Annotated in this window: 21 protein-coding genes, 3 tRNA genes and 1 riboswitch; of the genes, 19 read left to right on the forward strand and 5 right to left on the reverse strand. The window is 62.4% G+C overall.

Going from position 1 to position 25,480, the window contains the following annotated elements:
• The first annotated feature begins 58 nt into the window (after positions 1-58).
• The gene (locus HMPREF1155_RS08065) at positions 59-1,411 is read left to right on the forward strand and encodes a citrate/2-methylcitrate synthase (RefSeq protein ID WP_009079350.1); all 1,353 of its coding nucleotides are present in this window, start codon (positions 59-61) and stop codon (positions 1,409-1,411) included.
• 10 nt (positions 1,412-1,421) lie between these two features.
• The gene (locus HMPREF1155_RS08070; RefSeq protein ID WP_009079287.1) at positions 1,422-2,618 is read left to right on the forward strand and encodes a pyridoxal phosphate-dependent aminotransferase; all 1,197 of its coding nucleotides are present in this window, start codon (positions 1,422-1,424) and stop codon (positions 2,616-2,618) included.
• Here HMPREF1155_RS08070 and HMPREF1155_RS08075 read toward each other — a convergent pair.
• Positions 2,615-3,715, reverse strand: coding sequence for a M20 family metallopeptidase (locus tag HMPREF1155_RS08075; protein ID WP_009079296.1), 1,101 nt, complete (start codon positions 3,713-3,715; stop codon positions 2,615-2,617). The genes HMPREF1155_RS08070 and HMPREF1155_RS08075 overlap by 4 nt on opposite strands.
• Before the next feature lie 368 nt (positions 3,716-4,083).
• On the opposite strand from HMPREF1155_RS08075, the gene HMPREF1155_RS08080 reads away from it, so the two are divergent.
• From HMPREF1155_RS08080 to HMPREF1155_RS08100, 5 genes are all read left to right on the forward strand, one after another.
• Positions 4,084-5,358: a diaminopimelate decarboxylase gene (locus tag HMPREF1155_RS08080; RefSeq protein WP_009079226.1), complete on the forward strand. Its 1,275-nt coding sequence runs from the start codon at positions 4,084-4,086 to the stop codon at positions 5,356-5,358.
• Positions 5,359-5,433: 75 nt separating this feature from the next.
• Positions 5,434-6,324, forward strand: coding sequence for a 4-hydroxy-tetrahydrodipicolinate synthase (dapA, locus tag HMPREF1155_RS08085; RefSeq protein WP_009079375.1), 891 nt, complete (start codon positions 5,434-5,436; stop codon positions 6,322-6,324).
• A 1-nt stretch (position 6,325) separates the two neighbouring features.
• A complete protein-coding gene (gene dapB / locus HMPREF1155_RS08090; protein WP_238319172.1) occupies positions 6,326-7,054 on the forward strand; it encodes a 4-hydroxy-tetrahydrodipicolinate reductase in 729 nt (242 codons plus the stop codon).
• Complete coding sequence (gene dapD, locus HMPREF1155_RS08095; RefSeq protein ID WP_006362486.1) at positions 7,051-7,770, forward strand: 2,3,4,5-tetrahydropyridine-2,6-dicarboxylate N-acetyltransferase; 720 nt, start codon at positions 7,051-7,053, stop codon at positions 7,768-7,770. Before dapB ends, dapD begins: the two co-directional genes overlap by 4 nt.
• A 77-nt stretch (positions 7,771-7,847) precedes the next feature.
• Positions 7,848-7,935 (forward strand) — tRNA-Ser (locus HMPREF1155_RS08100).
• 105 nt (positions 7,936-8,040) lie between these two features.
• Here HMPREF1155_RS08100 and HMPREF1155_RS08105 read toward each other — a convergent pair.
• Complete coding sequence (locus tag HMPREF1155_RS08105; protein WP_009079367.1) at positions 8,041-9,639, reverse strand: helix-turn-helix transcriptional regulator; 1,599 nt, start codon at positions 9,637-9,639, stop codon at positions 8,041-8,043.
• A 287-nt stretch (positions 9,640-9,926) separates the two neighbouring features.
• On the opposite strand from HMPREF1155_RS08105, the gene HMPREF1155_RS08110 reads away from it, so the two are divergent.
• The 4 genes from HMPREF1155_RS08110 (at position 9,927) to HMPREF1155_RS08125 (ending at position 14,876) form a co-directional block, all read left to right on the forward strand.
• Complete coding sequence (locus HMPREF1155_RS08110; RefSeq protein WP_039993683.1) at positions 9,927-11,711, forward strand: FAD-binding protein; 1,785 nt, start codon at positions 9,927-9,929, stop codon at positions 11,709-11,711.
• A 179-nt stretch (positions 11,712-11,890) separates the two neighbouring features.
• Entirely contained in the window at positions 11,891-12,421 is a 531-nt protein-coding gene (gene tadA, locus HMPREF1155_RS08115; protein WP_009079291.1) for a tRNA adenosine(34) deaminase TadA, read from the forward strand.
• Positions 12,414-13,478 carry a 4-(cytidine 5'-diphospho)-2-C-methyl-D-erythritol kinase gene (locus HMPREF1155_RS08120; RefSeq protein WP_009079178.1) on the forward strand — a complete coding sequence of 355 codons (1,065 nt, stop codon included), beginning with the start codon at positions 12,414-12,416 and terminating at the stop codon, positions 13,476-13,478. The genes tadA and HMPREF1155_RS08120 overlap by 8 nt, the downstream gene beginning before the upstream one ends.
• 204 nt (positions 13,479-13,682) lie before the next feature.
• Positions 13,683-14,876, forward strand: coding sequence for a M20 family metallopeptidase (locus tag HMPREF1155_RS08125; RefSeq protein WP_009079247.1), 1,194 nt, complete (start codon positions 13,683-13,685; stop codon positions 14,874-14,876).
• Between the two features lie 91 nt (positions 14,877-14,967).
• Here the strand turns inward: HMPREF1155_RS08125 and HMPREF1155_RS08130 are convergent.
• A tRNA-Ser gene (locus tag HMPREF1155_RS08130) sits at positions 14,968-15,058 on the reverse strand.
• A gap of 174 nt (positions 15,059-15,232) precedes the next feature.
• Positions 15,233-15,401: riboswitch (Lysine riboswitch) on the forward strand.
• A gap of 77 nt (positions 15,402-15,478) precedes the next feature.
• Here HMPREF1155_RS08130 and HMPREF1155_RS08135 point away from each other — a divergent pair.
• The 5 genes from HMPREF1155_RS08135 to HMPREF1155_RS08155 are packed head-to-tail and all read left to right on the forward strand — an operon-like array spanning position 15,479 to position 21,403.
• Positions 15,479-17,074, forward strand: coding sequence for a Na+/H+ antiporter NhaC family protein (locus tag HMPREF1155_RS08135; RefSeq protein ID WP_006362494.1), 1,596 nt, complete (start codon positions 15,479-15,481; stop codon positions 17,072-17,074).
• 25 nt (positions 17,075-17,099) lie between these two features.
• A complete protein-coding gene (gene purE / locus HMPREF1155_RS08140) occupies positions 17,100-17,567 on the forward strand; it encodes a 5-(carboxyamino)imidazole ribonucleotide mutase (RefSeq protein WP_009079208.1) in 468 nt (155 codons plus the stop codon).
• 4 nt (positions 17,568-17,571) lie between these two features.
• Positions 17,572-19,545 (forward strand): thiamine pyrophosphate-dependent enzyme, encoded by a 1,974-nt coding sequence (locus HMPREF1155_RS08145; protein WP_009079149.1) that lies wholly within the window; start codon positions 17,572-17,574, stop codon positions 19,543-19,545.
• Positions 19,542-20,135, forward strand: coding sequence for an indolepyruvate oxidoreductase subunit beta (locus tag HMPREF1155_RS08150; RefSeq protein WP_009079356.1), 594 nt, complete (start codon positions 19,542-19,544; stop codon positions 20,133-20,135). Before HMPREF1155_RS08145 ends, HMPREF1155_RS08150 begins: the two co-directional genes overlap by 4 nt.
• Before the next feature lie 29 nt (positions 20,136-20,164).
• A complete protein-coding gene (locus HMPREF1155_RS08155; protein ID WP_009079200.1) occupies positions 20,165-21,403 on the forward strand; it encodes a phenylacetate--CoA ligase family protein in 1,239 nt (412 codons plus the stop codon).
• A 146-nt stretch (positions 21,404-21,549) separates the two neighbouring features.
• Here the strand turns inward: HMPREF1155_RS08155 and HMPREF1155_RS08160 are convergent, their stop codons facing one another.
• The gene (locus HMPREF1155_RS08160) at positions 21,550-22,773 is read right to left on the reverse strand and encodes a deoxyguanosinetriphosphate triphosphohydrolase family protein (RefSeq protein WP_009079332.1); all 1,224 of its coding nucleotides are present in this window, start codon (positions 22,771-22,773) and stop codon (positions 21,550-21,552) included.
• A 168-nt stretch (positions 22,774-22,941) separates the two neighbouring features.
• On the opposite strand from HMPREF1155_RS08160, the gene galE reads away from it, so the two are divergent.
• Entirely contained in the window at positions 22,942-23,997 is a 1,056-nt protein-coding gene (gene galE / locus HMPREF1155_RS08165) for a UDP-glucose 4-epimerase GalE (protein WP_039993659.1), read from the forward strand.
• A gap of 159 nt (positions 23,998-24,156) precedes the next feature.
• Here galE and HMPREF1155_RS08170 read toward each other — a convergent pair.
• Positions 24,157-24,232, reverse strand: a tRNA-Arg gene (locus HMPREF1155_RS08170).
• Positions 24,233-24,388: 156 nt separating this feature from the next.
• Here HMPREF1155_RS08170 and folE point away from each other — a divergent pair.
• Positions 24,389-24,943, forward strand: coding sequence for a GTP cyclohydrolase I FolE (folE, locus tag HMPREF1155_RS08175; protein WP_009079202.1), 555 nt, complete (start codon positions 24,389-24,391; stop codon positions 24,941-24,943).
• Between the two features lie 17 nt (positions 24,944-24,960).
• A complete protein-coding gene (locus HMPREF1155_RS08180) occupies positions 24,961-25,473 on the forward strand; it encodes an HD domain-containing protein (protein ID WP_009079289.1) in 513 nt (170 codons plus the stop codon).
• Positions 25,474-25,480 lie beyond the last annotated feature (7 nt).

A 25,480-nucleotide genomic window follows, 5' to 3' on the forward strand; every position in this document is an offset into this window, starting at 1 on the left:
GCATGCCTGAAACGCAAGGTACGGTACAATTTCATGCGTGCCTTGAAGGGATTCATGCATGAAAGGGGATGCCATGATCGAGAAACTGCCTCTCTATTCGAATTTCGAAGAAACGCACCGCGTCGATCCGTCGTATTTCTCAAAATACGACGTGAAGCGCGGGTTGCGCAACGCGGACGGCACAGGCGTCATCGCCGGCGTGACGAACATTTCGAACGTTCATGGCTATGTCGTATGCGATGGAGACAGGACTCCCGATAGGGGCCGTCTTTCGTTTCGCGGGTACGACATCCATGATCTCGTCGATCATGTGGTATCCGAAAGGCGCTTCGGCTTCGAGGAAGTCGCATACCTTCTTATGGGCGGAGAGCTTCCGAACCAAGAAGAGCTGGATGTGTTCCAAAGGAAGATCGACGATGCGCGCGACCTGCCCGATGGATTCACGACAAGCTATATCCTGCATCCGCCGACACGCGACGTGATGAACTGCCTCTCCCGCAGCGTTCTGCAGCTGTACGCCTTCGATGAGGACGCTGAGGATCGCTCGTACGCTCATGAGATCGACACGGCGATCATGCTGCTGTCCCGCCTGCCCCGCATCGCGGTTCTTGCCTATTGCGCGATGAGGGATAAATTCCTCGGCGAGTCTCTGTATATCCACCATTTCGTTCCGGGGGAACGCACGGCGGAAACCATCCTTTCCATGCTTCGCCCCGATCGTTCCTTTACCGAGGAAGAGGCGCGCGTTCTCGACATCATGCTGATGCTCCATGCCGAACATGGAGGAGGCAACAACTCGACGTTCACGTGTCGCACGCTTACCAGCTCGGACACCGATCCGTACTCTGCATACTCGGGGGCTATCGGAAGCCTGAAGGGCGCGCGGCACGGCGGCGCGAACAATCGCGTGCTCGCCATGACCGACGACATCGAAGAACACGTGAAGGACATTACCGACGAGGGACAGGTTGCCGATTACCTGCGTCGTATCCTACGCAAGGAGGCCTATAACCGTACCGGTCTTATCTACGGCATGGGGCATGCGGTCTATACGCTCTCCGATCCGCGCGCCGAGGTCTTGCATGAATACGCGAAAGATCTCGTCTCGGGCACCGAGTATGAACGCGAATTCCGCCTGCTTGAGCTCATCGAGCAGCTTACGCCCGATCTCATGCGCGAGAAGGGCACGACGAAGCAGGTATGCGCGAACGTCGATCTGTACAGCGGATGCGTGTACTCGGCTTTGGGAATCCCTCGCGACATGCTGACTCCTATCTTCGCGTGCGCCCGCATGGCAGGATGGAGCGCCCACAGGTTCGAAGAGATCGTATCCGGCAAGCGCATCATGCGGCCTGCGTATAAAAAAACCGGGCATGCACGTCCGTATATTTCGATCGAAGACCGCGATTAGGAAACCCGGCATGGCGCAGACGGTCTTTTCGAAACCTGCATCCGGGTGCGATATGGCAAAGCCCTTGCCGTTGAACGGCGCGCTCGATCAGGTACGTCCTTCGGGGATCCGCAGATTCTCGCGTCTTGCCGCCGAGACGCCTGGATGCATCTCGCTTACGCTTGGGGAGCCGGGGGAGGATACCCCCGATGCCATCGTGTCACGCGTGCAGGAAGATCTGGATGCGCGCATGACGCACTATCCTCCGAACAACGGCCATGCGTTCTTGCGCGAAGGCATCGCGCGCGATTGCGTCAGGCGAGGTCTGTCCTACGATGCGGACGATATCGTCGTCACATCTGGCGCAACCGAGGCTTTGTTCGTGACGATGATGGGGCTTTTGAACCCGGGGGACGAGGTCGTCATTCCCACGCCCGCCTTCATCTTGTATGAATCCATCGCGCGCTTCTGCCGCGCGTGCCCTGTCCTGGTCGATACCGAGGCGGATTCCTTTCAGCTGGCTAGGGAAAAGCTTGAGGCTGCCGTGACCAGGCGGACCAAGGCGATCGTCTTGGCAAGCCCCAACAACCCGACCGGAAGCATCTTGGACGAGGAAAGCCTGGATGCGGCGGCCTTCGTCGCCCGTGAACATGGTGTATACATCATCTGCGACGACGTGTACAGAAAACTTGTATACGAAGCAGGGTACGAAGGCTTCGCCGTGCGTCATCCTGAGCTCAGGGATCGAGTCGTCGTTGTCGACAGCTTTTCGAAGCCGTATGCCATGACAGGCTGGAGGCTCGGATGGCTTGCCGCTGCCGCGCCCATTGTCGCGAAGCTGTCGATGGTGCACCAGTTCGCCGTGTCGAGCGTGCCGTCCTTCATCCAGCACGCTGCGCTCGAAGCGCTTTCCTACGATACCGCGGCATTCATGGAGGCCTATCGCCGCCGCCGAGGCTTGGTCGTCGATGCGCTTCATGTGATGGGCCTCGATCTTGTCGAACCGCAAGGCGCATTCTACGCGTTTCCCTCCATTCGCCCCTTCGGCCTTACGTCCGAAGAGTTTTGCGAGAGGGCCATCGAAGAGGCCGGCGTCGCTCTCGTGCCCGGGTCTCTTTTCGGCGGGGAAGGCCACGTACGCCTCTCGTACGCATGCGACGATGAGACCTTGAACGAAGGACTGATCAGACTGGTTTCGTTCATACGCGCGCTGAAGGCGCGTTCTTAAGGAATGCGAACGAGGCGTTCGTAGACGCTCAATCCCGCTTCAAGGACGCGTTCGTCGAAATCGAAGGTGCTCGCATGCAGCGGGATGCCTGTTCCCGTGCCCAGCAGCAAGAAGACGCCGGGAAGGTGCTGCTGGTAATGAGAGAAATCCTCGGCGATGAGAAGCGGGTCGGGAATCGTTTCGAGCTCAGGTATGGATTCCTTCGCCCGCGCGAAGAGCGCGGCGTCGTTGATGACCGGCGGATATCCTTCCGAAACATCGACGGTGCAGGTGCAACCCTCCGCATCGGCGACTTTTCGAGCGATGTCCTTGATGGCGGCTTGCAGCGTCTGACGCTTCTCAAGGGAAAACGTGCGCAGGCTTCCCTCGACGACGCTCGTGGCCGCGATGGCGTTTCGGACCGTGCCGCTCGTCATGTGGCCGAACTTCAAGAGGCAGGGCTCCGATCGCTCCTTATCCATGCGGACGTTCATCTCATGCACGAACATCGCCCCCGCAACCAGCGCGTCGTGTCCTTCGGCCGCCTTGGCGATGTGGCTCGAGACCCCGTTCATGGTGACGGTTATTTCATTGCAGGCCGCCAGCAGCGCGCCGCTTCGACTGGCGATGGCGCCCTTCGGCAAGTCGGGCCACAGATGGAATCCGAAGATCCTATCCACGCGATATCGTTCGAACACGCCCGACTTGCAGACGACATTCGCGCCGCCGGTGGTTTCCTCAGCCGGCTGGAACACGAGCAGCACATTGCGCACGATGCCTTCGGGATCGCGGGCGATGCGATGGGCGAGCCCGAGAACCATCGCCATATGGCCGTCATGGCCGCATGCGTGCATGCATCCCGCGTGCGTCGAACGGAACGGCACGCCTGTTTCCTCGCGGACGGGCAAGGCGTCCATATCCGACCGGATCGCCGTGGTCGCATCGGAGCCGAAGTCGAAGAATGCGCAGACGGTGCTTTTGCAAGGTGAGAAGATCTCCGCGTCCGATCCGAGCGATTCGAGCTCGGTGCGCACATAATCGATGGTCTGGGGCAGATCGAAGTCGAGTTCGGGGATGCGATGAAGATCGCGTCGGATGCGTGTGAGCGTATCGATCATAGGGGCTCCTCGCGTGAGCGGCTTGTTTCGTCGGATTATATCCGCGACCCTCCGAAAAACGGGTCTTTTATGCGTCGACGTAAATTCTCTATGCCAGACGCATCGGGCATGATACGTTGCTTCCTACGATAGAGGCGCGAACAAGAGGGCGCTCGGTCGAGCCGGCGGGCCACGACACCGAGCAAGGGCGCGTTCGCCGAACCGGCGGGCCAGGCATGGCACGACGGTGGGACGTCGGGGGATACCGGGCGGACTGTCTGCGCGAGATCGCAGGGGTGCTATCTGCCCAAGAGGGAACGCCGTCGCGCATGGCCTCTTTCGATTTCCGGCAGGGCATCCTGCCTAGGAGGTTCACAAGGAGGACGTGCATGGAAAAGGTTCCGTTCATAAGCCGCGACGAGGCCGAGGCCATCGCCGCGCGCTATCCGACCCCGTTCCATCTCTACGACGAAGCGGGAATCAGACGAAATATCGAGTCGCTCGTCAGGGCGTTCTCATGGAACCCCGGTTTTCGCGAGTATTTCGCCGTGAAGGCGACGCCGAATCCGTTCATCATCGAAATCCTTCAGGAATACGGCTGCGGATGCGATTGCTCGTCCTACGCCGAGCTTGTGCTCGCGGATGCCTGCGGTGCGCACGGTCCCGACATCATGTTCTCGTCGAACGAGACGCCGGAAGAGGATTTCAAACTGGCATCGCAGCTCGGCGCGACGATCAATCTGGACGACATCACGCATATCGACGTGCTCGAAAGCGTCATCGGCCGCATCCCTAAGACCATTTCGTGCCGATACAATCCCGGCGGCACGTTCGAAGTTGCGAACGGCATCATGGACAATCCGGGCGATGCGAAATACGGCATGACGGATGACCAGCTCATAGAGGCTTTCCGTATATTGAAGGCGAAGGGGGCCAAGGAGTTCGGCATCCATGCCTTCCTTGCGAGCAATACCGTCACGAACGAGTACTATCCGAAGCTGGCGGGCATTCTGTTCGACGTCGCCGTGCGTGTCGCGCGCGAGGCCGACGTGCATATCGGCTTCATCAACCTCTCCGGCGGCATCGGCATTCCATATACCCCTGACCAGGAGCCGAACGATATCGAGGCGATCGGCGAGGGAGTGCGTCGGAAATTCGAAGATATCCTGGTGCCGGCAGGCATGGGCGACGTCGCCCTCTTCACGGAACTCGGCCGTTTTGTGACGGGGCCGTATGGTTGCCTGATCACGCGGGCGATTCGGGAGAAGCACACGTACAAGGACTACATCGGCGTCGATGCCTGCGCGGCGAATCTCATGCGTCCCGCCATCTACGGCGCCTACCACCATATAACCGTTCTGGGGAAGGAGGCCGCCGAGCGCGACCATACCTACGATGTCGTAGGCGGGCTCTGCGAGAACAACGACAAATTCGCCGTCGATCGAGCTCTTCCCCGCATCGACAGAGGGGATCTCCTCGTCATCCACGACGCCGGCGCCCATGGGCATGCGATGGGGTACAACTACAACGGCCGCCTGCGATCCGCGGAGCTTCTCTTGAGGCCCGACGGCTCCGTCAAGCTCATTCGCCGCGCCGAGACGACCCAGGATTATTTCGCGACCCTGGACTGCTTCGACGAGTTCAAGCGGCTCGCAGGGAAATAAGGCGTCCGCACGGGCGTTTTTAAGCCGAAGCATGCGCGAGGCATCGGTTTTCGCGCGAGAGAAAGGGAGACCGCTATGGACATTCGAGGGCTTGAAGGCTCTATCGTGGCGCTGGTCACGCCGTTCGCGGAGGACGGTTCGATCGATTTCGATGCGCTCGGCCGTCTCGTCGATCTGCATCTCGGGGCAGGAACCGATGCTCTGCTCGTGCTGGGAACGACGGGCGAATCGTCGACCATGACCCATGAAGAGGACGACGCCGTCTGCGAGTTCGTCGTCAGGCGCGTTGCCGGACGCATGCCCGTCATCGCGGGGAGCGGCTCGAATTCGACCGAGACGATGAAGGAGAAGAGCCTGCGTCTGCAGGAGTTGGGCGCCGATGGGCTGCTTCTCATCACTCCTTATTACAACAAGACGAACGAGGAAGGGATGTATCGGCACTTCAAGACCGTGCTCGATGCGGTCGACATCCCGTGCATCCTCTACAATGTGCCGGGCCGTACGGGCTGCTCCATCCCCGAGCCCGTCGTCGAGCGCCTGGCGCGCCATCCGAACGCCGTCGCCATCAAAGAGGCTTCGGGATCCATCGCGTATGCGAGCAGGATCGCGCGGCATCTGTCCGATGACTTCGTCATGTATTCGGGCAACGACGATATGGTGGTTCCTCTGCTCGCGCTCGGTGCCAAAGGCGTCATATCGGTGTGGGCGAACGTCGCGCCTGCGACCGTCCATGGCATGGTGATGGATTGGATGGAGGGGCGCACGGATGCGGCGCTCGCAACCCAGCTTGCATCGCTTGACCTGATCGATGCTCTGTTCTGCGAGGTCAATCCGATACCTGTGAAGGCCGCCCTTGAAAAGATGGGGTATGGGCGGGCGATATACCGACAGCCGCTCGGCCGCATATCGCAGACGGCGGATTCCCGACTGACCATGGCTATGAAGGAGGCTGGTCTCATTGGCTAAGGTGCTTGTGGTGGGGAATGGGCGCATGGGCTCCATCGTTTGCGACATCGTGCGCGATGCACCCGATCTCGAGCTGGCGGGCGTCATAGGAAAGGATTCCGCGGGCCTGCTTTCCGATGGGTCGGTCGAGGCGGATGTCGTCGTCGACTTCTCGCATAGGGCCATGCTCGCGGGCGTGGAAGCCTTCATCGCGCAAACCCGAGCGGCGCTGGTGTCGGGCACGACGGGATACGATGATGGCGATATGGCGCGACTTCAGGCGCTTTCCCATAAAGCGGCCGTCATTCACAGCGCCAATTATTCCATCGGCGTCGCCGCCCTGCGTCATCTCGCCTCGCATGCGGCGCGCCTGCTCGAAGGTTTCGATATCGAGATCGTGGAAACGCACCACAACAAGAAAGCCGACGCCCCAAGCGGCACGGCGAAGATGCTGCTCGCAGCCGTCGATCCCGAGGCCCGCGCCGATGTGGTGTACGGGCGCGAAGGCATGACGGGCGCACGCAAGCCGACCGAGATAGGCATCCATGCCGTCCGCGGAGGAACCGTTGCAGGAACGCACACCGTGCATTTCTTCGGGCAGGAAGAGGAGGTGTCGCTCACGCATCGCGCGTCGAGTCGCCGTATCTTCGCCGAAGGCGCCGTCGAGGCGGCGCGAAGGATCGCCGGGCGTCCCGCCGGCATGTACACGTTCGACGATTTGCTGTTCGCGGACAAGGAAGGAATTCGATGAACGCCGAAGACATCATTGCCTATATCGCCGCATCCGAAAAGAAGACCCCGGTCAAGGTCTATCTCAAGATGAAGGATGGACGCACGTTCGAACCGTGCGCCTATGCCGGCCGTGCCGACGTGCGTGCATACGGAACGCCCGACGGCATGGTCGTCTTCGCCGACTGGTCGGATGCGAGCCGCATGCTTTCCGACCAAGCCTCGTCCATCGAACATTTCGACGTCGAATTCGATCGCCGCAATTCGGGCGTTCCTTTGCTCGACACCCGTAGCGTCAATGCGCGCATCGAACCCGGCGCCATCATTCGCGACCGTGTGGAGATCGGCGATAACGCCGTCATCATGATGGGTGCCATCATCAATATCGGATCGGTTGTCGGCGAAGGCACGATGATCGATATGGGCTGCGTCCTCGGGGGGCGCGCCATCGTCGGCAAACGCTGCCATATCGGCGCCGGCACCGTGCTTGCGGGCGTCGTGGAACCCGCAAGCGCCACGCCTGTCGTCATCGAAGACGACGTCATGATCGGCGCGAACGCCGTCGTGCTCGAAGGTTGCCGCGTGGGTGCCGGGTCTGTCGTCGCCGCCGGCGCGGTCGTCGTGTCGGACGTGGCTCCCGGATCAGTCGTCGCCGGCATTCCTGCGAAGGTCATCAAGATGAAGGACGGGAAGACCGAATCCAAGACCGCGCTGGTGGATGCGTTGAGGACGCTATAGCGTCCATCGATGACAGGCGCCTTTCTTCATGAAGGAATGCCCATTCGAGTCCTTGTGGTATCCTGCTGGGAGCTTTCGGAGGAATGGCCGAGCGGTTGAAGGCACTTGTCTTGAAAACAAGCAGGGCGAAAGCTCTCGTGGGTTCAAATCCTACTTCCTCCGCCAGATGATTCGCCCCGCCTTCGTGCGGGGCTTTTTTCTAGAAGCGTGCAAGGAGCGCAAGGAACGCATGTGCGTCTGAGGGCCGTTCGCCCATGAAGAGCGCTTCCTTTAGCGAGGCGCGGGCATCGATTCGTAGAGATCGATGATCTCGGCGCGGCTGTGCGTGTCGCATTTGCGATAGATGTTGCGCAGGTGCGATTTCACCGTCGCTTCCGAGATGTAGAGCGCGTTCTCGATATGTTTGAGGCCGTGTCCCGTGACCCAAAGCTCGAAAACGTCGCGTTCGCGGCGTGAAAGCCCGTACGCGTCGACGAATCGGGCGATAGGGTCGGGCCCGTATGCTGCTGCGGCTTCCTGAGGAATCGCGCGCGGTTGCGCAAAGGAGGTTTCCGCCGCCGTATTCTCGGGGCGGTTCGTGCGGTCTTGGTCGCCCGAAACGACTTCAGAACCCCGTGCCTCCGCGCCTTTTCCTATCGTCGTGCCGTGCTCGGCGCGTCCGTCGCTCGTTTTCGTCGACGGATTGTCGGATCGCCTGCATTCAGGCGCGTCGTTCGATGTCTCACCGCTCTCATCGACGTTGATGACGAACGTGCCGTCGCCGAACGCGAATCCGACGGCGATGATGATGAGCACGATGATGATGCCCGAAAACAAGGCTTGGTCGACCATCGCCGCCGCGACGTTGTGCCCGAGCACGTTTCCGAGGACCTCGGCGAGCCAGCCCACGGCGAAGACCGCATACGCTTGCACCGGAGTCGAGCGGGCGGCGATGCAGAGCACGGTCCATAGCACGACATCGGCCGTGATGTAGGTGAAGTACAAGAGCGACACGCTGATGTGCAGAACGCTGCCCAACACGAAGGCGAGCGCCGCAATGGCGACCATGAGCATCTTATAGAGCATCGAGGTGTCTATGGTCTTACGCACGATGCGGGCGCTTGCGATGAAGAACGCCGATCCGAGAAACGGAATGAGGAGATAGATGGGATTGAGTGCATGCACGAACGTGTCCGACTCTTCAGTGGCAACGCCTAGGGCTCCGACGACGAAGAAGACGATGGCGATGCCGAGCAGCGTTCGCGACGGCACGGCTTCCCGTACCGCTTCCACGGGGCCGTGCGATCCGTGGAAATCTCGATAATCTTGCGCCGACCGCCCAGCCTCCATGACGAGCGTGCTCGGGGGCGGCAGGAGGATCCACGAAACGAGGGGTATGGCGGTGATCGCGGCGCTTGCTGCGCGCGGCGGCAACGCCAGGATTCCGATCGATGCGGCGGCAGCGATAAGCAAGGCTATGCCTGCGCAGGTCACAATCGCGCGCGGCATCATGCGGACGAACACGTCGAACCAGGACATGAGCACGAGGATAGTAAACGTTCCGGAAAGGACCGTTCCTACCATGCCGATGGCCGGGCTTTCGGCGAAGGCGGGATACGAGTAGAGGAACGTGCCAACCGCGATCGCCGCAGCGCATGCGAGCGCGCGAAGGCTGCGGCCCGAGAACGGGGCCATGCGTCCATAGAGCGCGAGCGCGCAGAGGCAGGCGATCGCTCCTGACAGCATCGAATACGTGGTGACTGCCGTGGTCGACAGGATGCTGAACGCTCCAGAAAACAGAGAGACCGTAGCCCAGCAGCTGATGAGGCCGAAACCCGTGCCGTAGGCGATATGCGATGCCGATAGCTCGATCTTTTCCTGCGTAGACATTCATCACCCCTCGTCTCCCGACGCGCATTATCGCATAGGCGCGACGCGGCGTTCTTTACGCAGAGGTTCATGGAGCTCAAGGGATGAATTCTGCGTTTAGCCAGGTGGGCTGCTCTCATACCCGGCATTTTCAACCATAGGGGATGGTGCGCGCGCCGGTCTTCTTCGGCATAATCCCTTCCTATCGGGCTTGCGGCGGCCTGGATTCGCGCCGCGGCCGAGGAGGGATGTTCGCCAGGGAACGATCGAACCGTCCGCGTATGGGCGGACGAAGGGAAGGACGCATCATGTCTGCTTCTATGAGCCGTAGGAATTTCCTGTCCGGCGCCGCCATCGCAAGCGCCGCCATCGCCGGAGGCGCTGCGCTCGCCGGGTGCGCGCCGAAGTCCGACGGAGCCGCTGCCGAATCGAAGCCCGGCGCAGCCGCGGTGTCGACGGCTACCGTCGGATACGACGGCACCGGCGTGCTTCCTTGGCTCGGCGAGGCGCCGGTCATTTCCGACGCCGACATCGAGGAAGAGATCGACGCCGACGTGGTCGTCGTCGGCCTGGGCGGCGCCGGCGTCGTTGCGGCCCGCGCCGCCGTCGAGGCGGGCGCGAAGCTCGTGTGCCTCGAGGCCTCTCCCCGCATGAACAGCGTCGCATCCGACATGGCCATCCTCGGCGGCCAGACCATGGCGAAGTGGGGTCGCGGCGACGGATTCCTCAAGACTTTCGACGTGGTGGATATGCATATGACCGAATGCAGCCATCACAGCAAATACGGCATCATCAAGCGCTGGGCCGACGAGGTCGGCGAGACCTTCGACTGGTTCATCAGCGCGAGCCAGAGCCTGTATATCACCGACGAGACCTGGTCGGAGGTTCCTGAGGAAAGCCAGAAGAACTACCTGTATCCGTACTTCTATCCGATGCTCGAAGAATACGACTACACCAAGGAATCCATGCCCTGCTACCCGACCTCCATCGGGTTCAGCAGCCTTGAGAAGGTCATGTCCGACAACCTTCAGGTGGCCGTCGACGGCGGCGCGGACGTGCGCTACAACACCAAGGGCGTCGAGCTCATCAAGGACGATGCCGGCGCCATCGCAGGCATCTACGCCCAGGCGGCCGACTCCGGCAAATACATCAAGATCAATGCGAAAGGCGTCGTCATCGCGACGGGCGACTACCTGGCCAACGAAGAGATGATGAAGTTCTATGCGCCCCAGTGCGTCGAGAACGGCATCCAGATCCTCAGCCTGGATATGGATTCCAAGGGCAGCTACACGAACGTGGGCGACGGCCACAAGATGGGCGTCTGGGCCGGTGCCGCGATCGAGCAGTGGCATGCCCCGATGATCCATCACATGGGAGGCGGTGCCGGAGCCGACGGCCGCGGCGTCATCGGCAACAACGGCTACCTCTGGCTCAACCTCCACGGCGAGCGCTTCATGAACGAAGATATCGCCGGCCAGCAGCTCGAGAACCAGGTCGAACTGCAGCCGCAGCGCAAGGCCTACCAGTTCTTCGACGCGTCGTGGCCCGAGCAGCTCAAGTTCTTTCCTGCCGCGCATGGCGTCGCCTGCATCTACCGCGAAGACGCCCTGCCGGACTACACCGCGTCCGGCCTGCGCATCAACGTGCGCACCGATGCCGATATCCAGAAGGCCGTCGACGAAGGGCGCTGCCTGAAGGCCGACACGCTCGACGAGCTGCTCTCGAAGATCGAGGGCATGGACGCCGCTGCCGCCAAGGCCTCCATCGATCGCTACAACGAGCTGTGCAAGGCCGGCGAAGACACCGACTTCGGCAAGAGCGCGAAGCGCCTCTTCGCGCTTGAGAACGGCCCCTTCTACGCGGCCGAATGCGGCTGCGCCCTGACGCTCGCCAACCTCGGCGGGCTGGAATCCGACGAGAACTGCCATGTGTATTCGACCGAGCGGGAGATCATTCCCGGCCTGTACGTCTGCGGCGCTCCCCAGGGCGGGCGCTTCAACGTCCAGTATCCGATTTCCCTCAAGGGCCTGAGCGAGTCGATGTGCATGTTCTACGGGCGCGTCGCCGGCACGAATGCCGCGAAGCGCGCGTAACGCCGCGATCGAACGATTCTTGGCACGAATCGCGCGACGGCACCCCCTCCTCTCGGGCCGCCGTGCGAGGGATGTCGTGCAGGCGAAGTTTCTTCGCCGCGTATGGCGATGGGCCGAAGACGCTCCGTCTTCGGCCCATCGTGCGTTTTCGGGCGTTTCCGCGCACGTATAATGGCGGCATGGATTCGAATGAGCTTCATAACGCGATTCCTCCCTCGGCAGACGACCGCATCGAGAAGGACGAGTCGTTCATGCGCGAGGCCTACACCGAAGCGCGTCGCGCCTTCGAAGAGGGGGAAGTGCCCATCGGTGCCGTGGTGGTATGCGACGGCCGCGTTGTCGCATGTGCTCATAACCGCCGAGAAGCCGATCGCGATCCTTCGGGGCATGCGGAGTTTTCCGCCATGCGCGCCGCCGCACAAGCCCTTGGTCGCTGGCGACTTTCAGGCTGCACCGTGTACGTGACGGTCGAGCCGTGCATCATGTGCGCAGGGCTCATGCATCAGGCGCGCATCGACCGATGCGTCTGGGGAGCGCCGGATCCCAAGGCCGGAGCGCTCGGATCCCTGTATGCCATCCATGCCGATGAACGGCTCAACCATCGATTCGAATCGACCGGAGGCGTGTGGGCGACGCAATGCGGGAGCCTCATGCGGGACTTCTTCGCGTGCCGCCGCGATGCGTCCGACCAAGGAGATGCAGATGCCTAAGACCGTGCGCGTGTTCTCGCCCGCCAAAGTGAACCTTCATCTCGAGATAGGCCGACGTCGACCCGATGGATACCACGACGCGTATTCGATCATGCACGCCCTGACGCTTCACGATATCGTGACGATGTCCCTTGGGGAAGCGCCCGAAGCATCGGGCCTTGCGGTCGAGACATCCGCTACGTGCCTAGGCGGAGTCGAGGCGCTCGATGTCGCAACGGAAGACAATATCGCGACCAAAGCCGTGCGGGCCCTTGCGCGGGAGTTCGGCCGCGCGGCAGACGAGAAGCTGGTCATAGCCATAGAGAAGCGCATTCCCCACGCCGCCGGCCTTGGCGGCGGGTCGTCCAACGCAGCGGCCGCGCTCATGGGCGCATGCGCGCTCTGGGGGCTTCCGTCGGCCGATGCGCGCGTCGAGCGGGTGGCCGCTTCTCTGGGGGCCGACGTCCCGTTCTTCCTGCGCGGGGGCTGCGTCGCGCTTTCAGGCAGGGGCGATGCCTTCGATCATGAGCTTGTCCCTATGCGCCGCGGCCTTGTCGTCGTGCGCCCCGATGCAGGCGTTTCCACCGCGGAGGCGTATCGGGCATTCGACGAAGCCGCGGATGCCGGCGCAGCGGAGGAGGAAGCCGCATCGGCGCCCGGCCCGGGCATGCAGACGAAGGCATCGATGGATGACGCCTCGTCCGGCACGAGGGATGGTTCGGGCTTACGCCTGGGCGTCCAGGCGGCGTATGTGACGAACGCAGCCGATGTCGCGTTGTTCAACAATCTCGCGCAGGCATCCGAGCGGGTGCTTCCCGAGCTTTCCGAGATACGCGCATGGCTCGCTGCCCAGCCAGGCGTCGGCATCTCCGCGACGGGCGCGCCGGAAGTCCTGCTTTCCGGAAGCGGATCGGCCACCTTCGCCATAGTCGACGATATCGCATCGGCGCTGGCCATCGTGTCTGCGGCGAAGCTCAAGGGCTGGTGGGCGCGCAGCTGCGCCTGTTCGTCGGCCGGCGTGCGCGTGATGCCCGAGGAACGCTCTTCGAATCTCGGCGCCCAGAAGCGGGCGTGGTAAGGGAGCGGCGCGATCTCGTCTCATGTCGAATTCGCGATGCAAATCTGTATGCGTTGCGAAAAATATACGTGCAGATGGATATTTCTCCTTTCATCACCCTGCATGCGTGCATAGAATTGCGCATTCTATAAAACGATGCCTCAGACGGGGCGCAGGTGAAAGCCGCCGCGTCGCGAGGCTGCGTTTCCGAATCGAGGAATGCGCATGGACAACGTGGAACTGGTTACCGAGCTCCGTCACGAGCTGCACGCCCATCCCGAACTCTCGAACCATGAGGTCTGGACGCGCCGGCGCCTGATCGATTTCCTGCATGCCCATACGCGCAACCTGGAGATCATCGACGAGGGCAAAGGATATTTCTACGCGCGTTACATCTGCCACGGTTCGAGCGAGACCGTGGCCGTGCGTGCCGACTTCGATGCGCTGCCGATCGATGAAGGGATCCGGATGCCCTGGTCATCGCGCAACCCCGGCGTTTCGCACAAGTGCGGGCACGACGGGCATTCCGCGTCCCTTGCCGGGCTTGCGCTCGAGGTCGACCAGAAGGGCGCCGACAAGAACGTCGTTTTCATCTTCCAGGATGCCGAAGAGGTCGGCGACGGCGCACGCGTGGCGTGCGAGGTCATCGAGCGCGAACGCGTCGATGAGGTGTACGCGTTCCACAACTGGTCTCGGATGGAGGCGGGGACCGTCAACGTGATAGACGGCCCCACGATGCCGGCATCCCGCGGGCTCGCCATCGCGTTCCACGGCAAGACCTCGCATGCCGCCGAACCTGAGAACGGCATCAATCCGGCGTTCGCCATCGCGAAGGTCGTGGATGCGGTGCCGGGGCTGACGCGGCCCGAGGACCATAAGGGATACGTCATGTGCACGATCGTGCAGGTGGACGTCGGGTCGGCGAACTTCGGCGTGAACGCCGGCGAAGGTCGTCTGCTCATGACCCTGCGCGCCCAATACGAAGAAGAGATCGATGAGCTGCAAGCCGCGCTCGAATCCCTGGCGCGCGAGCATGCCGCCGAGGCGGGCATGGCCGTCGAGTTCGAGCTGAGCGACGTCTTCCCGGCGACGATCAATGCGAAGCAGTGCGCCGATGCGGTGCGCGCCGCAGCGGAAGCCGCAGGCGTTGCGTGGCATACCCTGCCCGACCCGTCGCCCGTGCGTGCATCCGAAGACTTCGGCTACTATCAGCAGAAAGCTCCGGGATGCATGTTCTACATCGGCAACGGGTTCGACTATCCCGACGTGCATACGACCCCGTACGATTTCCCCGACGCGAACATCGCCGTGGCGATGAAGGTGTTCTCGCGGCTCGTCGGCGTGAAGCAGGAGGGGGAAGGCGCGTCCGCAGCGGCCGTCGAGGAGATGGCGCCATCCGTGGCTTCGATTCGCCGATAGACGGAGTTCGGTCGAAAGAACCGGGCGTTCGTCGGGTTTTGAGCAAAAAAGGCCCGAACTGCAGGAACGCAGTTCGGGCCGTTGCGTGTTCTGGCGGAGAGATGGGGATTCGAACCCCAGATGCCCTTTTGGGGCATACTCACTTAGCAGGCGAGCACCTTCGGCCTCTCGGTCATCTCTCCGTGAAAGATGCCTTCGAATGATACCTTGACCGTTCGATATATGCAAGGAAGCGCCGTCTCTCGCGGGATCATCCGATACCGCTTTCAGGTCAGGATGCCTTTCCCCGAAGCATTGAAAATGCGCCGTTCCTTCGTTTGGCAGCGGATATAATGTAAAGACTTGTTGTAAGTGACAGGCGTGATAGAGGCGCGGCCTTCATCAGTAGCTCCGCATGCATGTCCGGAAAGACGCGGGGCGAAAGGGACGGACCGCCGAAGGGCGCAGCGGTTTCCGACGCTGCGAGCCTGGGACGCAGGACAATATCCTGCGGACTGCCGCCGATGCGGATGAGCTATCAGGGCCGGCGCGGATGGGTGCCATTCCTCCTCACGGGCCGTGATTCGTCATGGCCTGCACTGCCAGGGTAGAAGGAGAAGGACATGGAATTCGTCGGAACGTTCTGGGCGCTCGTCCCGCCTCTAGTGGCCATTGTTTTGGCCCTCATCACGAAAGAGACGTATACGTCTCTGTTCGTCGGCATCGTGGTCGGCGCCGCCTTGCTTGCGGGGTTCGATCCCGTCAACACCCTTACCTACATCATCTCCGGCACCGTGACCACGGCCGGCGGGGAAGAGGCGAATGTCGGCTTCGTCAACGCCATCGGAGATCCGGGGAATGCGGGAATCTTCCTGTTCCTGATCATGCTCGGCATCATGGTCGCGCTGATCAACAACGCCGGTGGCTCTGCCGCGTTCGGCTCGTGGGCCGCGAAGCACGTCAAGAGCCGCATCGGCACCCAGCTCGCCACCTTCGCGCTGGGCGTCTTGCTCTTCGTGGACGACTACTTCAACTGCCTGACGGTCGGTGCGGTCATGCGTCCCGTGACCGACGGCGGGCGCGTCTCCCGCGCGAAGCTTTCGTACATCATCGATGCGACCGCAGCTCCGATCTGCATGATCGCGCCGATTTCCTCGTGGGCCGCCGCTGTGTCCGCCACGGCTCACGACCTCGACAGCGGCATCACGGGCATCCAGCTGTTCATCCAGGCCATTCCCTACAACTTCTATTCGCTGCTCACCATCGTCTTCGTCATCGGCCTTTCGGTCATGGGCTTCGATTACGGTCCTATGGCGAAGAAGGAGCTCGAAGCGTATCGCACGGGCGACCTGGGCGGCCTGGGCAACGATGAGAGCATGGAGAACAAACGCTCGTCCCTCTGGGACATGATCGTTCCCGTCATCGTTCTGATCGTCGGCTGCGTTATCGGCATGATGTACGTCGGCGGATTCTGGGATCCCGCCGCCGAAGGCTACGGCGATGTATCCGGCGCTTTCGCCAACACCACGGCGTCGGTCGGATTGCCGCTCGGCACGCTCTGCGCGCTCGTGATCACGTTCGCATATCTGCTTGCCCGCCGCGTCATCACATTCAAGAAGGCGACGGCCGCCATCTCCGACGGCTTCATCGCCATGGTTCCCGCGTTGCTCATTCTGACGTTCGCGCTTACGCTCAAGCTCGCGACCAACTCGCTGGGCGCAGATGTCTACGTTGCCGGCCTGATGGAGGGTGCGGCGGCCGGGCTTGCGTCCATGCTGCCCGCGATCATCTTCCTCGTTGCCGTGGGTCTTGCCTTCGCAACCGGCACGAGCTGGGGAACCTTCGGCATTCTCATCCCGATCGTGCTGCCGATCTTCCAGGGCGACCCGACGCTGCTGACCATCGGCATTTCCGCCTGCTTGGCGGGCGCGGTCTGCGGCGACCACTGCTCGCCCATCTCCGACACGACGGTCATGGCGTCTGCCGGCGCGAACGTCTATCACATCGACCATGTTTCCACGCAGCTTCCTTATGCGTTGACCGTCGCCGGCATCTCGTTCGCGATGTACGTGCTCGCCGGCTTCGTGCAGAACTGGATCATCGTGCTCCCGGTAGGCATCGCGCTTACGATCGGCACGCTGTTCGTGCTGCGCGCCACCGTCGGAAAGGAATCGGCCGCGGCGTATCGCGAGCCCATGCCGGAGCTCGCATCGGAGTAACCGACCGTCTTGGAAAGGGGAACCCATGGGAGAAAGCGCCACCCCGCTCGTCGGCATCGTCATGGGCAGCGTATCGGACATGCCGGCGATGGAGCCGTGCATGAAGCAGCTCGATGAATTCGGCATCGCCTACGAGGTTAAAGTCGCGTCGGCCCATCGCAAGCCTCTCGAAGTGCATGCATGGGCGGAATCCGCCGAGGCCCGCGGCCTGCGCGTCATTATCGCTGCGGCGGGCAAGGCAGCTCACCTGGGCGGCGTCGTTGCCGCGTACACGCCGCTGCCCGTCATCGCGGTTCCTATGAAGACGTCCGACCTGGGCGGGCTTGACTCGCTGCTGTCCATGGTGCAGATGCCCTCGGGCGTTCCGGTAGCCTGCGTCGCCATCAACGGCGCGAAGAACGCCGCCATCCTTGCCGTGCAGATGCTCGGCACGGGGGATGCGGAGGCCCGTCGGAAGATCAGGGATTTCAAGCAGGGCATGGCGGAGGCTTAATCGCATGCCCAAGAAGCTTCTCATGGGAAACGAGGCGTTCGCCCATGCGGCGTTGGCGGCGGGGGCATCCGTCATCGCCGGATATCCGGGCACGCCGTCGAGCGAGGTGATTGAGACCGTCGCCGCGCGCGTCGCTTCCGGCGGCGCTCACGACGTTCATGTCGAATGGTCGACGAACGAGAAGGCTGCGCTCGAGATGTTGGCCGGTGCGTCGTATGCCGGCGCCCGCACGCTTTTCACTTGCAAGCAGGTGGGGCTGAACGTGGCGGCAGATCCCCTGATGAGTTTGAATTACGTCGGCGTCGAGGGTGGTTGCGTGCTCTATGTCGCCGACGATCCGGGTCCCATATCGTCGCAGACCGAACAGGACACGCGGCGGTTCGCGTCCTTCGCGAAGGTTCCCGTGTTCGATCCTGAGAACATCGAACAAGGCATGGATATGATGGCGGCGGCTTTCGAGCTGTCCGAGGCCTATCGCACGCCGGTCATCGTACGGCCCACCACGCGGGTCTGCCATTCGTCTACGTATGTCGATGTGCCCGATGAAACGTATGGCCGTCCGGCGCGGGGCTTCACCAAGGACGATAGCCGCTGGGTCATCTTCCCCGCGCGGTCGTATCGCGGCCACCTCGAGATCGTCGAGCGTCTCGCGCGTATTGCCGAGGATTTCTCGGATGCGCGCGGCCTCGGCCGCTTCAACCCTGTCGAACATCACGGAGAGAGCGCTCGCCTGGGCATCGTGTGCGGCGGCGTTTCGACTGCATACACGCGTGAAGCGCTTGCGATTCTGGCCGCAATGCATTCCGACGCCCTGCCCGCCTATCGGTTCATGCAGATCGGAACGCCGTATCCGTTCCCTGCCAACCTGGTCGACTCATTCGTGGACGGCCTTGACGAGATCATCGTCTTCGAAGAGCTCGACTACGTGATCGAAGACGAACTGTGCGCGCTCATGGGGCGTCGTGCGATGGACGGCCGCGCCGTCGCCCGCGTGCGCGGCAAGCGCACGGGCGATACGCAGATGGCGGGCGAGAACCTCGTCGACAACGTGCTGTCCCAGCTTGAACGGATGCTCGGGTTCGCACCGGATGCTGCAGATGGTGTGGCCGCCGCGGCGGACGCGGCAATGGCGGCGGCGGCCGATCGCGCCGGTACCGAGACCGCGGAGAAGCGCGATCTTCCCGACATCGAAGTCCCGGTCCGCCCTCCGGTCCTGTGCGCAGGGTGCCCGCACCGCGGCGCCTTCTACGCGGCGAAGCGGGCGGCACGCCGCCGCAAGGTCGTCTTCTCGGGCGACATCGGCTGCTACACCTTGGGAAATGCCAAGCCGCTGGACGCTATCGACACCTGCCTATGCATGGGCGCGGGCATCACGATGGCTCAGGGCCTGAAGGTTGCGGAGCCCGATGCGAAGCAGATCGCCTTCATCGGGGACTCGACCTTCTTCGCATCGGGCATGACGGGCGTCGCGAATGCCGTGTACAACGCGCACGATATCGTGATTTGCGTGCTGGACAACCGTACGACTGCCATGACGGGCGATCAGCCCCACCCAGGTACCGGCGATACGCTCATGGGCACGAAATCCGATCCGCTCGATGTGGAGGCCGTGCTGTCCGCCCTCGGAGTCAGGATGATCGAGCATGCGAATCCGCACTGCCTGGATGAAAGCATCGACGCGGTGAAGCGCTCGCTCGATTTCGTTGGCCCTTCCGCGGTTATCTTCGAGGCGCCCTGCGTGAATCTGATTCGCCCGGCATCCGCCTGCATCGTCGATCAAGATGCGTGCACGAAGTGCCGACGCTGCATCACCGCCATAGGGTGCCCCGCGATCGGCTTCATGGACGGTCGCATCACGATCGACGAAACCATCTGCATGGGCTGCGGCCAGTGCGTGCAGGTCTGCCCATACGGCGCCATGACGGTGCCTGACGGCATGCCGGTCGAGGTTCGGACGGGCAAGGAGGCGCACGCATGAGGAATATCGTTCTCACGGGCGTCGGCGGCCAGGGCACGGTGCTCGCCGCGAAGGTGCTCGCCCAGGCGGCCGAGGCTCGTGGATGGCAGGTGCGCACCGCCGAGACGATCGGCATGTCGCAGCGCGGCGGCAGCGTGGTGAGCCACGTGCGCATGGGGAATGCGGGCGAGACGGTTTCATCTCCTCTGGTCGCGCGGGGCCAGGCCGATCTCGTCATCGCGTTCGAACCGGGCGAGGCCGCTCGGTGCCTGCGGTTCCTTTCCTCCGCCGGAACGCTTGTGACCGCATCGCGTGCGATTCAGCCCGTCACGGCCGCGCTTGCCCAGAGCGGGTATTCGTCCGCATCCGCCCTTGCCGCCCTGCGCGAACGGTGTGATTCCCTTATTGTCGTGGACGAGGCGCCGCTGCTCGCCGATATCGGGAATCCGAAGGCGCTGAACGTCGTGCTGCTCGCGTCGGCCTGCGCCAAAGGTGTCTTGGGCCTGACGGCGGACGAGCTGAAAAGCGCGGTTGCCGCCTGCGTGAAACCCCGATTCAGGGACATGAATCTCGCCGCCGTCGACCGTGTCGTCTCTCGCATCGGCGCTTGATGCGATGCGCCGTTCGAAAGGATCTTCCCATGGACATGACCGCTGACCAGCTTGCGCAGATCAAAACGCTGCTTTCCACCATCAAGGAGCGCTCCCCCTTCTATGCGAAGAAGTTCGAGGGCATAGATCTCGACGATGTTCGGAGCCAGGAGGATTTCGAGCGGCTGCCATTTTCCGAGAAGGCCGATCTGCGCGACGCCTATCCGCTCGGCATCCAGGCGGTTCCCGATGCCGACGTCGTGCGCATCCACAGCTCATCGGGCACGACGGGCACGCCGGTCGTCATTCCCTACACGAGGCGGGACGTGGACGACTGGGCCGACATGTTCGCCCGCTGCTATCGGATCGCCGGCGTCACGAATGAAGACCGCGTGCAGATAACCCCAGGTTACGGCCTGTGGACAGCCGGCATCGGCTTTCAATTCGGTTGCGAGCGCCTGGGCGCCATGGCCATCCCGACCGGTCCAGGCAATACCGACAAGCAGCTGCAGATGATGCAAGACCTGAGATCCACGGTCATTACCGCGACCAGCTCGTATGCGCTGCTGCTCGCCGAAGAGATCAACAAGCGCGGCCTGCGCGACAAGATCCACTTGAAGCGCGGCATCATCGGATCCGAGCGTTGGGGCCAGAAGACCCGCGAACGCATCGAGCACGAGATGGGCATCACCATCTACGACATCTACGGGCTGACCGAGATCTACGGACCCGGCATCGGCATCAGCTGCGACGCGCATGCGGGCATGCACCTGTTCACCGACTACGTATACGCGGAGATCGTCGACCCCAAGACGGGCGTTCCCGTGCCCGACGGCGAGGTTGGGGAACTGGTGCTGACCACGATGCGCAAGCAGGGCGCCCCGCTCATCCGTTATCGCACCCATGACTTGACGCGGTTCGTTCCCGGCGACTGCCCGTGCGGGCGTGCCGAATTCCCGCGCATCGACACGCTCGTCGGGCGCACCGACGACATGATCAAGGTGAAGGGCTGCAATATGTTCCCCGCCCAGATCGAGGAATGCCTGCAGTTCGTCGACGGCGCGTCGTCCGAATACCAGGTGCTGATCGAGACCATATCCGGCCACGACATCCTGACGCTCATCTTCGAGACGGAGCTTGAAGGCGAAGCCAAGGAGCATTGCGAATCCGAGCTGGCCGCCGTCTTCAAGGCGAAGATCGGATGCACGCCCGAGGCGAGGGGCGTTCCTCTGGGCGAGCTTCCGCGCTCGACCAAGAAGACGCGTCGGATCTTCGACAGCCGCTACTAGAAGGAATCCGCAGAGCGCGGGATACCCCGCTATTCGTCGCGCAGGCCCGTTTCGCCAACCGCTGTCGCAACGCGGGAGAAGCCGCCTTCGCCTCTGCGAGGTCCAGGGTACATGCCGGCGCAAACGGCCTGTTGGCACACGAATACCTAGCGGCGGTAGTCGAATCCGTCGAAGTAGCTGCGGAATCGAACGCCATGGGTGCTGTTCGGGCACATGAAGGCGTGCGCCGCCAGGAAGTACTCGTCGGTCATGCCGGCCAGGTAGTCCACGGCGATCTGCTCCGGGCGCTCATCGCGGTAGGGCTCCAGGTTGTCGTACCAGCTGCGCTGGCGTTCAAGCGGCAAGACCAGATGGCGCCACACCGGCGAGGACTCGTTGCGCGTCCGGACGTCGTGCACGACGACCTCGAACATCTCTTCGAACATGGGGCGTATTTCATCGCGGTAGACATCGCCCTGCTCGCCGGTCAGGTAGATGCGCTCGTAGTTCTCGGCTTTGGCCGTCTTCAGGCTGCGGAAGGCCTCGTCGCTCATTTCGATGCGATCCTTCATGTAGCTGTGTTCCACGATGTCGACTGTGAGGTTATTGATGATCTCGGCATTCTGCACGCCGATCACGCCTCCGGAGAACATGTCGTCCGACTCGATGGAGCCGGTGTTGATCGCATCTTGGCGGTCTTTGCCTACATACGCGATCATGTCCGAGATGCGCACGACGCAGCCTTCGAGCGTGGAAGGGCGCAGCGTGCCGATGCTTTCGGGGTCGGTGTAGCAGCGTTCCACCATGTCGTCGAAGGCGCCGAAGTCATGGATGGTTCCCTGACGGAAAACCTTCTGGCTGCTTTCGCCGTTATGGCAGATGACGCCGTCAAGCGTCTGCAGGCTGACGTTGCGGCTGTACAGCGCGTCGAGGATGCGCACGCTGTGCACGTTGTGGTTGAACGCGCGACCCATGCTCTGCATGGACAGATCGTTCAAGATGGCTTCTCCTGCATGGCCGAAGGGCGTATGGCCCAGGTCATGCCCGAGCGCGATGGCTTCGATCAGATCTTCGTTCAGCCCCAGCACGCGCCCGATCGAGCGGGCGGTACGCGCCACGAGCTGCACGTGCAGGCCGCGGCGCGAGATATCGTCGTTGCGCACGAAGCTGAAGACCTGGGTCTTTCCTGCATAGCGGTTGTACGGCGCAAGGTTTATGATCTTGTCCACGTCGCGGACGAACGGCGGGCGATGCAGCCTCGGCGACGCATCGCGTTTCTGATCGCGCCTGACGGCGGCATCATCTAGGCAGCGATGAGGATTCATGATCCCGTGCGCTCGGTCGTGCTCTATACGGTTCTGCATGTCAGGGGAGAAGTTGCGGTATGCCATGGCGGCCTCCAAAGGTGCTCGGCGTGCGTGTCGTGTCTCATATCGGATTGTAACGGTTCCACTCCTTTCGAAAAGGGCGTTATGCGATGTCGCGTGCATGAGGGCGGGCTTGTTGGCCGCGCGGGATATACTGGATCGAACGTAGCTGATAGGGAAGGCGGAAGCATCATGCAGACCATCCTCGTGACCGGCGGCGCCGGATTCATCGGCAGCCATACCTGCGTCGAGCTTTTGGATGCGGGCTTCGAAGTCGTCGTGGTGGACGATCTCTCGAATTCGAGCGAAGTCGCGATCGACCGCATCAGGGATATCGTCGCCGCCGATGAGCAGGCGGGCGCGGCACCGGCCGGCGCATCGGCGCGCCTCCATTTCATCCGTGCGACGCTGCTCGACGCGCAGGCCATGCGCAGTGTCTTCGAGCGCTTTCCGATCGATGCGGTCATCCATTTCGCCGGCTTCAAGGCCGTGGGCGAAAGCGTGTCCAAGCCGCTCGAGTATTACGGCAACAACCTGGGCGGCACGATGGAGCTGCTCCATGCGATGAACGAGGCGGGCTGCCGGTCCATCGTGTTCTCCAGCTCCGCAACCGTGTACGGCGGCAATCCCGTGCCGTACGAAGAGACCATGCCGAAGGGGTCTCCCAGCAGCCCGTACGGCTGGACGAAATGGATGATCGAGCAGATGATCGCCGATCTTTGCGCCTCCGACGGACGCTGGAGCGCCGTGCTGCTGCGCTATTTCAACCCCGTCGGCGCTCATCCGTCCGGGCTCATCGGCGAAGACCCCAAAGGCATCCCGAACAACCTCATGCCCTACATCACGCAGGTGGCGATCGGCAAGCGCGACGTGCTTCACGTCTTCGGCGACGATTACCCAACGCCCGACGGCACCTGCCAGCGCGATTACATCCACGTGGTCGACCTCGCGCAGGGCCATGTCGAAGCCTTGCGGTGGATGGAGGGGCGCCATGGCATCGAGGCGTTCAACCTGGGCAGCGGCGAAGGCACCTCGGTGCTCGAGCTCGTCCACGCGTTCTCACGCGCCTGCGGCCACGATATTCCCTATATAGTGGGCGGCCGTCGCGACGGGGACCTTCCGGCGTTCTGGGCCGATCCGGCCAAGGCGAAGCGCGAGATGGGTTGGCAGACAAAGCTTGGCATCGACCGCATGTGCGAGGATTCCTGGCGTTGGCAGTCGATGAACCCCGATGGCTTCGAAGGCTAGAACTTCTCATCGCGGCGGTCGTATCGAAGATGCCATGACTTCCCGATCGTGCCTATTCCCGGCATCGATCTGCATATAGGCGGCATCATCCATCCGCGCCGCGATACGTAAGCATGAAAACGGGCCGCCTTCTGCAAGACGGCCCGCGATGGTGCGAGGTGGTGCCCCAGGGCGGATTCGAACCGCCGACACCCGCTTTAGGAGAGCGGTGCTCTATCCCCTGAGCTACTGAGGCGCGCAAGCCATTCTATCAAAGCTTTTCCTGTTCGGCGTACGCGGCATGTGGATTCGACGATTCGATCATGCCCGCCTGCCCAGGGTGGTACCCTTGCATTTCGCATCAACGACACGTGCGTCCGAACGTCATTTCAACCCGTGCATGAGGGGTGCCATGATCGATCAGCAGAAAATCGAAGCCGCCACGCGGCTCCTTCTTGAGGGAATCGGGGAAGATCCCGACCGCGAGGGCTTGCTTGAAACGCCGGAGCGCGTCGCGCGCATGTATGCGGAGGTGTGCGGAGGTCTCGACCAGAGCGCCGAGAAGCACCTGAGCACAACGTTCACGGTCGATAGCGACGAGGTCGTGCTGGAGCGGGATATCCCGTTCCATTCGCTGTGCGAGCATCACCTGCTTCCCTTCTTCGGTCGCGCGCATATCGCCTACCTTCCGAACGGCAGGGTCGTCGGGCTTTCGAAACTTGCACGCACCGTGGAAGTGTACGCCCGTCGTCCTCAGCTGCAGGAGCGTCTGACCGCGCAGGTCGCCGACGCCATCATGGCGCACACGGGCGCCCGCGGCGCGATCGTCATGATCGAAGCCGAGCATATGTGCATGTCCATGCGCGGCGTTTCAAAACCGGGCACCAAGACCGTCACGGTCGCCAAGCGAGGGGAATATACCACCGATTCCTCCCTGGTGACCGAGTTCTTCGCCATGGTGCGCTAGGACGCAGGACGATTCTCATGTCGCGCGTGCAGACGCTTTTCGCGGAAATGCCCGTCATTGCCGAGATTCGTGCGCATGCGATCTACCGTTTCCAGATGGAGCGGCTGGCCGCATGCGAGGAACGGCGCGCCTTCTGCACGCATGGTCCCGATCATTTGGCCTCCGTTGCGCGCATCGCCTATATTCACGTGCTTGAACAGGGGATTTCCTATCGCAAGGACGTCGTGTATGCGGCAGCGTTTCTGCATGATATCGGCAAGGCGGACCAGTACGAGCACGGCACTCCGCATGAAGAAGCAGGCGCCCGCTACGCGTGGGAGATTCTGGAAGGCATCGATGCCTTCACCGCCGACGAGAAGGATGCCATCGTGACGGCCGTGCGGGAGCATCGGCGCTTTTCCGAGGATTCTTCCGAGCTGGGACGCATCCTCTATGCTGCCGACAAGGCATCGAGGCTCTGCTTCGATTGCGCCGCGCGCGCGGAATGCTCCTGGTCGGATACCGAGAAGAATCTCGAGGTCAAAATTTAGAGGCTGT

Source organism: Slackia sp. CM382 (assembly GCF_000293015.1).
Taxonomy (GTDB): domain Bacteria; phylum Actinomycetota; class Coriobacteriia; order Coriobacteriales; family Eggerthellaceae; genus Slackia; species Slackia exigua.

Coding starts and splice junctions, on each gene's coding strand:
- HMPREF1155_RS08065 (WP_009079350.1), top strand. CDS start 59: ATGAAAGGGGATGCCATGATCGAGAAACTGCCTCTCTATTCGAATTTC.
- dapD (WP_006362486.1), top strand. CDS start 7,051: ATGAACGCCGAAGACATCATTGCCTATATCGCCGCATCCGAAAAGAAG.
- HMPREF1155_RS08155 (WP_009079200.1), top strand. CDS start 20,165: ATGGACATGACCGCTGACCAGCTTGCGCAGATCAAAACGCTGCTTTCC.
- dapA (WP_009079375.1), top strand. CDS start 5,434: ATGGACATTCGAGGGCTTGAAGGCTCTATCGTGGCGCTGGTCACGCCG.
- galE (WP_039993659.1), top strand. CDS start 22,942: ATGCAGACCATCCTCGTGACCGGCGGCGCCGGATTCATCGGCAGCCAT.
- tadA (WP_009079291.1), top strand. CDS start 11,891: ATGGATTCGAATGAGCTTCATAACGCGATTCCTCCCTCGGCAGACGAC.
- HMPREF1155_RS08180 (WP_009079289.1), top strand. CDS start 24,961: ATGTCGCGCGTGCAGACGCTTTTCGCGGAAATGCCCGTCATTGCCGAG.
- HMPREF1155_RS08070 (WP_009079287.1), top strand. CDS start 1,422: ATGGCGCAGACGGTCTTTTCGAAACCTGCATCCGGGTGCGATATGGCA.
- HMPREF1155_RS08110 (WP_039993683.1), top strand. CDS start 9,927: ATGTCTGCTTCTATGAGCCGTAGGAATTTCCTGTCCGGCGCCGCCATC.
- folE (WP_009079202.1), top strand. CDS start 24,389: ATGATCGATCAGCAGAAAATCGAAGCCGCCACGCGGCTCCTTCTTGAG.
- HMPREF1155_RS08145 (WP_009079149.1), top strand. CDS start 17,572: ATGCCCAAGAAGCTTCTCATGGGAAACGAGGCGTTCGCCCATGCGGCG.
- HMPREF1155_RS08125 (WP_009079247.1), top strand. CDS start 13,683: ATGGACAACGTGGAACTGGTTACCGAGCTCCGTCACGAGCTGCACGCC.
- HMPREF1155_RS08080 (WP_009079226.1), top strand. CDS start 4,084: ATGGAAAAGGTTCCGTTCATAAGCCGCGACGAGGCCGAGGCCATCGCC.
- HMPREF1155_RS08105 (WP_009079367.1), bottom strand. CDS start 9,639: ATGTCTACGCAGGAAAAGATCGAGCTATCGGCATCGCATATCGCCTAC.
- HMPREF1155_RS08150 (WP_009079356.1), top strand. CDS start 19,542: ATGAGGAATATCGTTCTCACGGGCGTCGGCGGCCAGGGCACGGTGCTC.
- HMPREF1155_RS08120 (WP_009079178.1), top strand. CDS start 12,414: ATGCCTAAGACCGTGCGCGTGTTCTCGCCCGCCAAAGTGAACCTTCAT.
- HMPREF1155_RS08075 (WP_009079296.1), bottom strand. CDS start 3,715: ATGATCGATACGCTCACACGCATCCGACGCGATCTTCATCGCATCCCC.
- HMPREF1155_RS08160 (WP_009079332.1), bottom strand. CDS start 22,773: ATGGCATACCGCAACTTCTCCCCTGACATGCAGAACCGTATAGAGCAC.
- HMPREF1155_RS08135 (WP_006362494.1), top strand. CDS start 15,479: ATGGAATTCGTCGGAACGTTCTGGGCGCTCGTCCCGCCTCTAGTGGCC.
- purE (WP_009079208.1), top strand. CDS start 17,100: ATGGGAGAAAGCGCCACCCCGCTCGTCGGCATCGTCATGGGCAGCGTA.